At 37.5% G+C, this 13,081-nt stretch carries 11 protein-coding genes; 7 read left to right on the top strand and 4 right to left on the bottom strand.

Going from position 1 to position 13,081, the window contains the following annotated elements:
• The first annotated feature begins 325 nt into the window (after positions 1 to 325).
• The 4 genes from secA (at position 326) to prmC (ending at position 5,602) form a co-directional block, all read left to right on the top strand.
• Complete coding sequence (gene secA / locus WCP76_RS04405) at positions 326 to 3,043, top strand: preprotein translocase subunit SecA (RefSeq protein ID WP_336294470.1); 2,718 nt, start codon at positions 326 to 328, stop codon at positions 3,041 to 3,043.
• On the top strand, positions 2,982 to 3,479 hold the full coding sequence (locus WCP76_RS04400) for a Fur family transcriptional regulator (protein WP_336294469.1): 498 nt from the start codon (positions 2,982 to 2,984) through the stop codon (positions 3,477 to 3,479). The genes secA and WCP76_RS04400 overlap by 62 nt, the downstream gene beginning before the upstream one ends.
• A gap of 180 nt (positions 3,480 to 3,659) precedes the next feature.
• Positions 3,660 to 4,739 (top strand): peptide chain release factor 1, encoded by a 1,080-nt coding sequence (gene prfA / locus WCP76_RS04395; protein WP_336294468.1) that lies wholly within the window; start codon positions 3,660 to 3,662, stop codon positions 4,737 to 4,739.
• Entirely contained in the window at positions 4,736 to 5,602 is an 867-nt protein-coding gene (gene prmC / locus WCP76_RS04390; protein ID WP_336294467.1) for a peptide chain release factor N(5)-glutamine methyltransferase, read from the top strand. Before prfA ends, prmC begins: the two co-directional genes overlap by 4 nt.
• Here the strand turns inward: prmC and nrdF are convergent.
• The 4 genes from nrdF to nrdH are packed head-to-tail and all read right to left on the bottom strand — an operon-like array spanning position 5,599 to position 9,339.
• A complete protein-coding gene (nrdF, locus tag WCP76_RS04385) occupies positions 5,599 to 6,573 on the bottom strand; it encodes a class 1b ribonucleoside-diphosphate reductase subunit beta (protein WP_336294466.1) in 975 nt (324 codons plus the stop codon). The two genes, prmC and nrdF, sit on opposite strands and share 4 nt — an antisense overlap.
• Positions 6,574 to 6,584: 11 nt before the next feature.
• Positions 6,585 to 8,735 (bottom strand): class 1b ribonucleoside-diphosphate reductase subunit alpha, encoded by a 2,151-nt coding sequence (gene nrdE / locus WCP76_RS04380; RefSeq protein ID WP_336294465.1) that lies wholly within the window; start codon positions 8,733 to 8,735, stop codon positions 6,585 to 6,587.
• Positions 8,717 to 9,115 carry a class Ib ribonucleoside-diphosphate reductase assembly flavoprotein NrdI gene (gene nrdI, locus WCP76_RS04375; RefSeq protein WP_336294464.1) on the bottom strand — a complete coding sequence of 133 codons (399 nt, stop codon included), beginning with the start codon at positions 9,113 to 9,115 and terminating at the stop codon, positions 8,717 to 8,719. The genes nrdE and nrdI overlap by 19 nt, the downstream gene beginning before the upstream one ends.
• A complete protein-coding gene (gene nrdH, locus WCP76_RS04370) occupies positions 9,115 to 9,339 on the bottom strand; it encodes a glutaredoxin-like protein NrdH (protein WP_336294463.1) in 225 nt (74 codons plus the stop codon). Before nrdH ends, nrdI begins: the two co-directional genes overlap by 1 nt.
• Positions 9,340 to 10,034: 695 nt before the next feature.
• On the opposite strand from nrdH, the gene WCP76_RS04365 reads away from it, so the two are divergent.
• From WCP76_RS04365 to WCP76_RS04355, 3 genes are read left to right on the top strand one after another with little or no spacing between them, the layout of a single operon-like run.
• Entirely contained in the window at positions 10,035 to 10,787 is a 753-nt protein-coding gene (locus WCP76_RS04365) for an ABC transporter ATP-binding protein (RefSeq protein WP_336294462.1), read from the top strand.
• A gap of 3 nt (positions 10,788 to 10,790) precedes the next feature.
• A complete protein-coding gene (locus tag WCP76_RS04360; RefSeq protein ID WP_336294461.1) occupies positions 10,791 to 11,672 on the top strand; it encodes a metal ABC transporter permease in 882 nt (293 codons plus the stop codon).
• Position 11,673: 1 nt separating this feature from the next.
• The gene (locus WCP76_RS04355; RefSeq protein ID WP_336294460.1) at positions 11,674 to 12,609 is read left to right on the top strand and encodes a metal ABC transporter solute-binding protein, Zn/Mn family; all 936 of its coding nucleotides are present in this window, start codon (positions 11,674 to 11,676) and stop codon (positions 12,607 to 12,609) included.
• The last annotated feature ends 472 nt before the right edge of the window (positions 12,610 to 13,081 follow it).

Here is a 13,081-nt window from a genome sequence, read left to right as displayed (position 1 = left end):
TAATTTTATTTTAAAAAGCACAAACTCTTCCCTTTATCTTAGTTTATCCCACCTTATTTAATATTAATAGAAAAAATTATAATATAAAAAAATGACATAGTTGTATCCTAAATTACTTTGTATTGTTTTGATTAAACAGCGTTACTAAAGTTGACACAGTGCACTTAGCCCCTTATCTCTATTTTACAATTAAATTGAAAAATTGCACACCAAACAAGTATACATCTGCGTCCAGCTATATTAAATACCTTAAAGGTTGTGGAGCATAGGGATAGCATATGAATTACCCAATGATGGTGACAAAAATTAAAAGAAAGGGCTAGAGATGGTCAGTTTAGGTGTCTTTGCACGTAAATTTTTTGGTTCAGCTCATGAGCGACGTCTCAAGGCTCTTCGCCAAAAAGTTGTACAAATTAATACCTTAGAAGAAGAGTTCATAAAATTAAGTGATGCGCAACTCCGCCAAAAAACTGATGAGTTTCGTAAACGTCTCGCCGCAGGTGAAACCGTTGATCTGCTCCTATCAGAGGCTTTTGCAACTATCCGTGAAGCAGCAAAACGTGTTTATGATATGCGTCCTTTTGACGTACAGCTAGTCGGTGGTATGGTGCTTCATGACTGCGGTATTGCTGAAATGCGCACCGGTGAAGGTAAAACATTAATGGCAACTCTGCCAATTTACCTTAATGCATTGGAAGGAAAAGGTGTTCACGTCGTTACAGTAAATGATTATCTTGCTAGTCGTGATGCTGAAAAAATGGGGAAAATATTTAGTTTTCTAGGTCTAACAACGGGTGTGATTCTACATGATCTGGATAGTGATGCCCGTCGGGCAGCCTACGCATGTGACATCACCTATGCAACAAATAATGAATTAGGTTTTGATTATCTGCGCGATAATATGGCTTTTGATCGTAGTCAAATGGTCCAGCGTGGACATCATTACGCAATTGTTGATGAAGTTGATTCGATCCTCATTGATGAAGCGCGCACCCCCCTTATTATTTCTGGACCTCTAGAAGATCGTACCGATTTCTACAACCTTATTGATACATTTATTCCTGTCTTAACTTCAGAAGATTACGAAATAGACGAAAAACAAAAAACAATAACCTTTACTGAAGCTGGTACTGAAAAAATTGAAAAAATGCTCAAACAAGCTGGGTATCTTAAAGGTGAAAGTCTATACGACGTAGAGAACATAGCCATTGTCCATCATGTCAACAATGCTCTAAAAGCCCATAAACTATTTATCCGTGATAAAGATTATATTATTCGCAATAATGAAATTGTTATCATCGACGAATTTACAGGTCGTATGATGCCTGGGCGGCGTTATTCTGAAGGACTCCATCAAGCCCTGGAAGCCAAAGAACATGTTACTATTCAACCAGAAAGCCAAACACTCGCTTCTATCACTTTCCAAAATTATTTTCGTATGTATAAAAAATTGTCTGGGATGACTGGAACAGCAACAACAGAAGCTGAAGAATTCAGTAATATTTATGGACTAGATGTTGTTGAAGTCCCCACAAACTTACCAATCCAGCGCCTTGATGAAGATGATGAAATTTATCGAACAGCAGAAGAAAAATATCGTGCTATTGTGCGCGATATCCATCAAGCACACAAAAAAGGACAACCTATCCTTGTTGGAACAACCTCTATTGAAAAATCAGAACAATTAGCAGAGCGTCTACGAAAAGAGGGCATTACCGATTTTAGAGTCTTAAATGCCCGCTATCATGAACAAGAAGCATACATAATTGCTCAAGCAGGGGTTCCTGGAGCTCTAACCATCGCAACAAACATGGCTGGTCGTGGTACTGATATACAGCTTGGCGGTAATGTTGAAATGCGTATTCGACAAGAATTGCAGGATATCCAGGATGAAGCCGAGCGAACAGCTAAAATTGAAGAAATTAAAAAAGATGTGCAGCAACTAAAAGAAACAGCATTAGCTGCTGGTGGTCTTTACGTTATCGCTACTGAACGCCATGAAAGCCGTCGTATTGATAACCAGCTGCGTGGCCGCTCTGGTCGCCAAGGAGATCCCGGCCGCTCAAAGTTTTTTCTCTCTCTTCAAGATGATCTTATGCGCATCTTTGGCTCAAATCGTATGGATGGCATGTTGCAAAAGCTTGGATTGAAAGAAAACGAAGCTATTACACATCCATGGATTAATAAAGCACTCGAAAAAGCACAAAAAAAAGTTGAAGCACGAAACTTTGAAATTCGTAAAAATTTGTTAAAATACGACGATGTCATGAATGATCAACGTAAGGTTATTTTTGAACAACGTATGGAAATCATGAATGCAGATGATTTAACAGAAACGATCCTCGAAATGCGTAACGAAGTGATTGAAGATCTCGTGGAATCCTGTATCCCGTCTGGAACATATTCTGAAAAGTGGAACGTGAAAGCTTTGCAAGAGGAAATTCACCAACTCTTTAATCTCAAGATTCCAATAGAAGAATGGGCAAAAGAAGATGGAATTGCAGAAGAACAAATTTTAGAGCGCATATTAGATGCAGTTACAAAACTTGAAAAAGAGCGAACTGAACGCTATTCTCCAGAAGTTATGGCTTATTTTCATAAAGCCATATTACTTGAGGCTATTGATACATTATGGCGTGAACATCTGGTGAGTTTAGACCATTTACGCTCTGTAGTTGGTTTTCGTGGTTATGCACAACGAGACCCACTAAACGAGTATAAGACGGAATCATTTGAACTCTTTCAAAGCATGCTAAGAAATTTGCGCAGAATTGTTACTTCAAAGCTCATGTGTTTTGAAATCATTCAGCAACCTACAGAACCGATCGTAGCTGAACAAACTGATGCTAATTCTTCTGCCTTTAAAGATCAAAATAAAGAAAATAGTTCAATCGTATGGGCGCAATTACAAAAAAATAAGTTTTCTAATCCTGAGAACCGTGATCCGAATGATTCAACCACATGGGGAAAAGTTGGACGTAATGAACGTTGTCCTTGTGGTTCAGAGAAAAAATACAAACACTGTCATGGAACCTTCGTTTAAAAAAATAAAAATTAAAAAGATGAATAAAAAGCGAAACTATGAACAAGATTTACGCGCTGCAGGTCTAAGAGTAACACGTCCAAGACGCATTATTCTGGATATTTTGACTGCTACAAACGACCATCCAAATGCGTTTGAAATTTTCCAGCGTGCCCACAAAATCGATTCTAGTATTTCACTATCAACTGTCTATAGAACTATGAAAACATTAGAAGGAAACGGGACAATTCACCGCCACACTTTTAGTGGTGGACCGTCTCGTTTTGAACAAGCAGATAGACAGCACCATGATCATCTCATTGATGTAGAAACAGAGCAAGTCATTGAATTTCAGTCCGATGTCATTGAAAAGCTGCAAGAGGAAATCGCAAAATCTCTTGGCTATGATATTATTCACCATCGTCTTGAACTTTACGGGAAAAAACAAAAATCTTAAATAGCTGGCGTTATATGCATAATCAAAAAATGCCTTACAAAAATAAAATTTTATACAAGTTTATCTTAAAAACTTGGAGTTCTCGTTGGCAAAAAAGTTTTTCTGCTTTATTACCCCCTTTTATTTGATGCTATAAAGCAATTAATTTCTAGTATTATAACAAATTAGGCCGATATTATCATGGTTTCTTTGCCAAAAGATCGCATAAGACAGCTTGAAAAGCGTTTTGAAATAATTGAAAATCAAATGATTAAAAACCCAAGTGCTGAATCATATGTAAAATTAGCTTCTGAATATGCAGAATTACAGCCAATTATTAATTCCATACGAGCATTAAACATTCTTTATATAGAGGTTTCAGAACTGGAAACGATAATCAATGATAAACTAACAGATATGGAAATGCGTAACCTCATCCAAGAAGAGATGCTATTGCTATGTCAGAAAATAGAGAAACTTGAAAAAGAACTACAGATTCTCCTTTTACCCAAAGATGTTGCTGATGAAAAAAGTGCTATTGTTGAAATTCGAGCAGGAACAGGTGGATCAGAAGCAGCACTTTTTGCTGGTGATCTTTTTCGTATGTATGAGCGTTATGCTGATACCTATAACTGGAAAGTTGAAGTAGTTTCTCTTAATGAAGGAGAAGTTGGTGGATATAAAGAAATTATTGCTACCATTTCAGGTAAGGGTGTCTTTTCTAAACTGAAATTTGAATCAGGTGTGCATCGTGTGCAACGTGTCCCTGAAACAGAAACAAGTGGACGTATCCACACGTCTGCTGCAACCGTTGCAGTGCTTCCAGAGGCTGAAGAAATTGATATTGAAATTCGTCCAGAAGATATTCGCATCGATACAATGCGTGCTTCTGGAGCAGGAGGACAGCATGTCAATACAACTGATTCAGCTGTTCGTATCACACATATTCCAACAGGAATTATGGTTGTACAAGCAGAAAAATCACAGCACCAAAACAGAGCACGTGCACTCCAAATTTTACGTGCACGCTTATTTGATATCGAACGACAAAAAGTGGAAAATGAACGTTCCGCTTCCCGTAAAAGCCAAGTGGGTTCTGGCGACCGGTCAGAGCGTATCCGTACCTATAATTTTCCTCAAGGACGTGTCACTGATCATCGTATTAATCTCACTCTGTATAAGCTTGACTACATATTAGAAGGAGGTCTTGATGAACTTATTCATGCACTCATATCCAATCATCAAACAGAACTCCTTATGGAAATGAGTAATAATGGATGAACAAGAACTCTCTCAACAATATCATCCGACAAACCCAAAAAAGATTATATACTCAAGGAATTTCTGAAGCCAATCTTGATGCAAAAATACTAGTCGAATGGATAACAGGTACAAATGCATTTGACAGAATTTCTCAACCAAACCTTTGCCTATCTTTTGAGCAAGCAACACAATTAGAGCAAGTTGTACAACGACGTATTTCTGGTGAACCTGTCTACCGCATTATCGGACGACGGGAATTTTATGGCATATCTCTCGAGCTATCTCAAGATACGTTAGAACCACGTTCTGATACAGAAATACTTGTAGATCTTATTTTACCCCACCTTAAAAAATATGTAAAAAACTCAGAAAAAACAACACTACTTGATATGGGGACAGGAAGTGGAGCTATTGCTATTGCAATTCTTAAACAAATTCCCCAATCCTATGCAGTGGCGGTCGATATCTCTGAAAATGCTCTTAAAACAGCCACAAAAAATGCAGAGAATGCAAAAGTTATAAATCGCTTTACACCTCTTCTCAGCGATTGGTTTGATTCTGTTACAGGTCAATTTGATCTCATTATTTCCAATCCACCCTATATTCCAGAAGCAGATATTAAAAACCTTGCAAAAGAAGTGCGTCTGCATGATCCATTGCGCGCACTGATCGGAGGAAAAGATGGTCTTGATTTTTATAGAAAGCTCGCTCGTGAAGCAGAAAAATATTTAAAAACAAAAGGCTATGTTGCTGTTGAAATTGGCCATTCTCAAAAAAAAGAAGTTTGCGACTTATTTGAAAAAAGTGGCTTCACGTGTTTAGAAATGCGCAAAGACCTCAGCGGGATACCCCGCGCACTTCTCTTTGAGTGCTACCACTAAAATTCCCAATCATCATCCGTGGTAGAAACCGCCTTGCCAATAACATAAGAAGAGCCAGACCCTGAAAAAAAGTCATGATTTTCATCAGAACTGGGCGACAAAGCTGCTAAAATAGCGGGGTTAACACGGCAAACCTCAGGCGGAAAAAGACCTTCAAAACCCAAGTTCATTAAGGCCTTGTTTGCATTATAATGAAGAAAAACCTTAACATCTTCGGTTAGCCCGATAGGATCATAAAGATCTTCAGTATATTTGCATTCAATATTATAAAGATCAAAGAGCAGGTTAAAAGCAAAATCTTTAATTTCCTGCTTTTTGACTTCATCAAGTTTTGCAAACCCCACTTGAAATTTATAACCTATATAATAACCATGGACAGCTTCGTCACGGATGATAAGCCGAATTAAATCAGCTGTATTGGTTAACTTAGCACGACTTGCCCAATACATAGGCAAATAAAAACCGGAATAAAATAAAAAGCTTTCCAACAAAGTCGAAGCAATTTTTTTCTTGAGCGGCTCATTTGCTTCATAACGCTCAAGCACTAGTCTTGCTTTTTTCTGTAAATAAATATTTTCTTCTGACCATCTAAATGCTTCATCGACTTCTACCGTTGAACATAAAGTTGAAAAAATAGAGGAATAAGAACGTGCATGAACTGCTTCCATGAACGCAATATTTGTCAACACTGCCTCTTCATGCTCTGTTATCGCATCAGCCATAAGTGAAATAGCCCCTACGGTATTTTGAATCGTATCTAGAAGGGTTAATCCCGTAAAAACGCGAATCGTTAACCTGCGCTCTTCCTCTGTCAAACTTGACCATGAAGGAATGTCGTTAGAAAGTGGAATTTTCTCAGGCAACCAAAAATTTCCAGTTAAGCGGTTCCATACTTCAAGATCTTTCTCATCATGCAATCTATTCCAATTTACAGCACTCACAACAGGATTTTTTGTTGTAATCTTTGTCATACAATTATCTCCTATAGGCTGCATGAAACACAGCCGTCCACTTCTGTTCCACTCAATGCTACTTGCCGCAACCGTATATAATAAATGCTTTTTATACCTTTTTTCCAAGCATAGATTTGGGCGCGGTTAATATCACGCGTAGTGGCAGTATCGGGAAAAAACAAAGTTAATGAAAGACCTTGATCGACATGTTGTGTGGCAGCAGCATAAGTATCAATAATTTTCTCAGGACCAATCTCATAAGCATCCTGATAAAAACTCAAATTTGTATTATCCATGTAAGGAGCAGGATAATAAACACGTCCAACTTTTCCCTCCTTACGAATCTCAATCTTCGAAGCAATCGGGTGAATAGAAGATGTCGCATAATTAATATAAGAAATCGATCCTGTAGGAGGAACAGCCTGCAAATTACGGTTATAAAGCCCGTACTCAACAACTAAATTCTTGAGTTCCTGCCAATCCTTTTGATCTGGTATAACGATATTACTACGCGCAAAAAGCTCTTGTACAATATTAAATTGTGGTTTCCATTCTTTCTCAATATATTTTTCAAAAAAACGCCCATCCGCATACGCTGACTTTTCAAAGCCTGCAAACATTTCCTGACGTTCGCGAGCAATTAAATTGGAAGCACGGATTGCATGATAGGTCACTATATAAAAATAGATATTAGTGAAATCAATTGCTTCTGGAGATCCATAATAAATCTTTTCGCGCGCTAAAAAACCATGCAAATTCATTTGTCCCAAACCAATCGCATGACTTTCAGCATTGCCTTTCGCGATAGAAGGCACACATGCAATATCGCTCATATCGGAAACAGCAGTAAGAGCCCGAATAGCAATCTCCACTGTCAACCCAAAATCACGACTTTCCATTGCTTTTGCAATATTCATGGAACCAAGATTACAGGATATATCATTTCCAACAGTGCGATAAGTTAAATCCGTCTCTAATTCACTCGCCTCACTTACTTGCAAAATTTCTGAACATAAATTGCTCATACTTATACGTCCAGCTATCGGATTATCTCGGTTAGCGGTATCCTCAAATAAAATATAAGGATAACCTGACTCAAACTGAATTTCTGCTAATGTTTGGAAAAAGACACGTGCACTTATTTTCTTTTTACGAATCTTTGCATTATCAACGAAAGATCTATAATGCTCCGTCAAAGAAATATCGCTAAAGGGTTTTCCTGTAACACGCTCAATATCATAAGGTGAGAATAAATACATATCCTCATTATTACGCGCAAGCTCAAATGTAATATCAGGAATAACCACACCAAGCGAAAGAGTTTTAATTCTGACTTTCTCATCAGCATTCTCACGCTTGGTATCTAAAAACTTCATAATATCTAAATGATGCGCATGTAAATAAACAGCACCTGCTCCCTGCCGCGCACCAAGTTGATTTGCGTAAGAGAAAGAATCCTCCAAAAGTTTCATCACAGGTAATACACCTGAAGACTGATTTTCTATTTTCTTGATTGGCGCCCCTGCTTCCCGCAAATTTGTCAAACAAAGCGCCACACCTCCACCACGTTTTGAAAGTTGCAAAGCTGAATTGACCGAGCGGCCTATCGATTCCATATTGTCCTCAACACGCAACAAAAAACACGAGACTAATTCGCCACGTTGCCTTTTCCCCGCATTCAAAAATGTTGGTGTTGCAGGTTGAAACCTACCTGAAATAATTTCATCTACAAGACTTTCAGCAAAAGCTTTATTCCCTTGTGCTAAATATAAAGCAACAAGACATACACGATCTTCATAACGCTCAAGATAGCGCTTTCCATCAAAAGTCTTCAGTGTATAGCTAGTATAGTACTTAAATGCACCCAAAAAAGTGGGAAAACGGAATTTAAATGCATAAGCACGCTTAAAAAGTTTTTTTACAAAAGAAAAATCATAAAGTTCAAATAAAGTTTTCTCGTAATAACCTTCCTCTATCAAATAATCTATTTTTTCCTTAAGATTATGAAAAAAAACCGTGTTTTGATTAACATGCTGGAGAAAATACTGCCGTGCAGCAAGTCGATCCATATCAAATTGAATATGACCATTTTCATCATAAAGATTAAGCATTGCATTCAACGCATGATAATCCATGACTTGATCTGATTTTTGCGATTGTGCTATACTAATTGTTTCCAAAATCTTTTTAATCCCTTCTTAACACAAATAACGTCCTCATCAGTTCCACGCAATTCAAAACGATAAAGACAAGGCACAAAACATTTTTCAGCGATGATCTTACTCGCTAAATTATAGTAGCGACCAAAACTACGATTCCCACCACCAATAACACCACGAATTAACTTGCGGTTATCTACTTCATTGAGGAAACGAACAACTGCCTTCGGCACAGCCATTCTCCCTTCACCATCTGCATATGTAGGAACGACTAACACATAAGGCTCATCAACTAACGCAAACGGTTTTTTTTTATCAATCTTGAAGAATCGTTGACCAAGCTGAGAGACAAAATGCTCAGTATTGCCCGTTACACTCGAATAATAAACAACAAGGCCCATTAAGCACAAAGACCACTAATCATATCTGGCCTAAAACCAGACCAATGACTTTCACCACAAACAACTACAGGAACTTGACGATATCCCAGAGATTGAACAAAAATATATGCTTGCTCATCGCGGGAAATATCCACAACACGATAATTAAGGCCTTTAGCATCAAAGGCACGACATGTAGCGTCACATTGTACGCAAGACGGTTTGCTATAAATAGTGATAGGCATATTTCTCAACTTTCAAAATTCTCCAAAATTAACCACCAAAGGTCTAATTCTGATAACTTTATAGATACTCAATAATAAAACAGCAATCGTATACAAACACATATGGCTATACTCTTGTTCAAACGATACACAGCTTCCCGAACATAACTGAAATCCCGATCAATTAATTTGAAAATTATAATCAGAATAACTGATTATCCTGCAACTTAAATGGTAAAGCCCCCTAATTATAAAATAATCTTTTGTCTGCATCACAACTCCCTCCAGCTGTTTAAAAAATCAACGCCCCCCCCAACAGCCGCTTCCTAATACCTTGAGTTTTACTCTATCCACGAAATTAACTTAACAAAAACGAAAGGAAATTTCCCCAAAAGAGACACTCCAGTAAGAATACTGCTCTACTCTTTAGCAAATAAACTCTTTACAATTACATTAGGGAAACAACTTAGACACCAAACGAAACACTCTAATACCCTCACTTGTGCCTATTTAGAATCACCAATCATTTTGATACTATATATAGTATACACACTCTCTCTTTCGTCAAGGAGAATTCAACCATTATTTTGAATTTTCCACGATCTTCCCACTGAAATCCCGAACTCCAAAAACATATGTAATAATATAACATTTTGTTGACAAATGTTATATTATTACATAACTTTCGAGATAAATAATTTAAATGGTATAAATTTATGGGTCTGCATTTCGATAGTGCAACATTAGGTTATGCAAATAGGATAGCAATAAAAAGCTTTTCAGCAAAGTTAAAATCCGGCTCGTTGGTAGCAATAACAGGTAATAATGGTGCTGGAAAATCAACGCTACTGAAAGCCAGCGCTGGGCTCATCAAACCTATCAAAGGAAAAATTACAAAACCTAATAGAAGCCGAATTGCTTATCTCGCTCAGCAATGCGAAATAGATACAGCATTTCCAATTGACGTAAAAACGCTTATAAAAATGGGACTTTGGTCTTTTTGTGGATTGTGGAAGAATCAGCGCCCTTATCACTCTAAAATTCAAAACGCACTTGAAATGGTTGGGCTTACAACACTCACTTCCCGTTCACTTGACACACTATCAAGCGGTCAATTGCAACGCGCCCTCTTTGCGCGTATTATAGTACAAGATGCTGACATTATTTTGCTCGATGAACCCTTCAATGGTGTAGATAGTAGTACCCAAAAAGATCTTCTTGCATTGATTACACACTGGCAACAACAAGGACGGACAGTGCTTACAGCACTCCATGACCCTCTTATTGTGCAAGAATATTTTCCAAAAATTATTCAAATTAATAAACAAAACGCCTTTTATGGAGAAACAGCACAATTCTTTCGTGATGACATTCATCACATTATACCAGCTCTCACGCCTAACTCTTTTCATATCAATGCACCAAAACAACATTTTCCTATCAATGATTCTCGCTCTATTAGGTTATAATACGTGTACGCATTTTTTCTTGCTCCCTTTGTTGATTTCCATTTTATGCAAAACGCCCTTATCGGTTCAATCCTCTTATCCATCAGCGCCTGTCCTGTTGGTGTATTTTTGATGTTACGCGGAATGAGTTTAACAGGAGACGCGATATCCCACGCCATTCTTCCCGGTGTTGCAGTTGCTTTTCTTTTTTGTGGCTTCTCGCTCATATCTATGACACTTGGCGGCATCTTAGCTGGTATTATTGTTGCTTTAGCAACTGCCATGATGTCTCGAAATAGCTTCCAGAAAGAAGACGCGCCAATGACAGTCTTTTATCTTATTGCCCTCGCGGTAGGCGTCATTATTGTTTCACTTAAAAACTCAAAGATTGAAATGCTTCATCTTTTATTTGGCTCTGTGCTTGCCATTGATACACAAGCTCTCTGGTTGATCACCACTATAATGCTGATCACAATGTGCAGTCTCTGTATTTTCTGGCGTGCACTCGTATTAGAAAGCTTTGACCCCTTATTTTTTAAATCGCTCTCTCCATTGAGTAAATATATTCATATATTATTGCTTGGACTGGTCGTATTGAATCTAGTCGGGGGCTTCCAATCATTAGGAACTTTACTTTCTGTCGGCATTATGATGATTCCAGCTATTACAGCTCGTTTTTGGCTTTCGCATTTAAGCTCTATCTGCATACTTTCCATCATTTTTGGAATCTCTGCTAGCATATGTGGCTTATTACTTTCTTTTCATCTCTCGCTTCCATCCGGCCCTGCTATCATCATTGCCGCAGGATTTATTTATCTCTTTTCCTGCTTCATAAGTCCACGCGGTTTTATTGTAGCATGGTTTCCCCACCTCTTTTATACATCCCCCCCTGCCTTAAGGAAATAACGTGCCTAAACTCATTCACCAATTTATTATAATTGGAAATCTTTTATTGCTTTCCCTTTTTTCATTTTCTGCTTCTGCACATAATGCACATAATAAGATTAGAGTTATCGTGAGCTTTTCTATTCTTGCAGATTTAGTAAAAAACGTAGGAGGCAACTATATTTCTATGACCACTCTTGTTGGCCCAAATGCAAATACCCATATTTATGAACCGACCCCCCGTGATGCTCAAGCTCTTAAAAATGCTCATATTATTTTCATCAACGGACTTCATTTAGAAAGCTTCATTGACCGTCTCATCACGGCAAGTGCTACAAAAGCGCTTCTTGTCAAAGCTAGCGCCAACATTCCTCTTCTCGAAACTAAAAATCAAAAGCATACTAGCCAACAACATAACCACCATAGCGGCGTAGATCCACATGCTTGGCAGACCATCCCGAATGCTGAAATTTATGTAAAAAATATTGCCACCGCTTTCTGTAAAATAGATCAACAATCCTGTGCAAGTTACAGAAAAAATGCTGAATCTTACATAAAAAAGCTTAAAGTAGTACAAGAAACACTTAAAGCAAAGATTGCTACCATTCCAAAAAATAAGCGTACCATTATCACATCTCATGACGCCTTTGGCTATTTTGCCCAAGAATATGGATTCACCATCCTTGCACCCCAGAGCGCTTCAACAGAAACTGAAGCAACTGCAGCTAACGTAGCCAAACTTATCAAACAAATTAAAAAAAATAAGGCGGCTGCACTGTTCGTTGAAAATATCTCTAATCCCCGTCTTATAAAGCAAATCGCAAAAGAAACAGGTTTAAAAATTGGTGGCACACTGTATTCTGATGCATTGTCAAATGAAAATGGCCCGGCTGCAACTTATCTCGATATGATGGAACATAATGTTAAAACTATTATTGATGCGATAACAAAACACTAAGAAAAATCTACAAAAGAAAAGCTAAAAATTAGCAAAATCACAGTGGTCAAAATTTACAATGTTACAAATTGCGATAAATCGGTATTTTATGCTGAGATCGTTTATGAATAACAAATTATACTAAGTAGATGATAAAATAACCGGGGTTATGAATAGCTTTGTCGCTTATTCCATGCCTAAAAGTCATAATGTTTTGGAAAAAAATAAATGCGACAACTCAAAAAGCGTTTCTTAATTTTAGCTTCCCATATTGAGTTTAAAAAATTTTTAATTGTCCGTTAAAAAAACTGAAAAAGCAGCTTGCGTAACTAGACCCTACATAAATCGAAGTATAGAAAAGCTGATTACTATAAATGTTTTGCAAAAACCACGTATTAGTATGAATGGATCTTACAATTTTAATCCAAATTTGGTTCAAAAGGCAGCGTTAAATCACACATTAGCATCTAAAATAATCTAAAATGTTGCATAA

Source organism: Bartonella vaga, from assembly GCF_037070895.1.
Lineage (GTDB): Bacteria > Pseudomonadota > Alphaproteobacteria > Rhizobiales > Rhizobiaceae > Bartonella.
Note: the sequence above shows the minus strand (reverse complement) of the source record. Positions and strands in the feature narration are given on the sequence as shown.

Excerpts from the sequence above, each read along its gene's own strand:
- secA (WP_336294470.1), top strand. The coding sequence starts at position 326 with ATGGTCAGTTTAGGTGTCTTTGCACGTAAATTTTTTGGTTCAGCTCAT.
- WCP76_RS04400 (WP_336294469.1), top strand. The coding sequence starts at position 2,982 with ATGAACGTTGTCCTTGTGGTTCAGAGAAAAAATACAAACACTGTCATG.
- prfA (WP_336294468.1), top strand. The coding sequence starts at position 3,660 with ATGGTTTCTTTGCCAAAAGATCGCATAAGACAGCTTGAAAAGCGTTTT.
- prmC (WP_336294467.1), top strand. The coding sequence starts at position 4,736 with ATGAACAAGAACTCTCTCAACAATATCATCCGACAAACCCAAAAAAGA.
- nrdF (WP_336294466.1), bottom strand. The coding sequence starts at position 6,573 with ATGACAAAGATTACAACAAAAAATCCTGTTGTGAGTGCTGTAAATTGG.
- nrdI (WP_336294464.1), bottom strand. The coding sequence starts at position 9,115 with ATGGGCCTTGTTGTTTATTATTCGAGTGTAACGGGCAATACTGAGCAT.
- nrdH (WP_336294463.1), bottom strand. The coding sequence starts at position 9,339 with ATGCCTATCACTATTTATAGCAAACCGTCTTGCGTACAATGTGACGCT.
- WCP76_RS04365 (WP_336294462.1), top strand. The coding sequence starts at position 10,035 with ATGGGTCTGCATTTCGATAGTGCAACATTAGGTTATGCAAATAGGATA.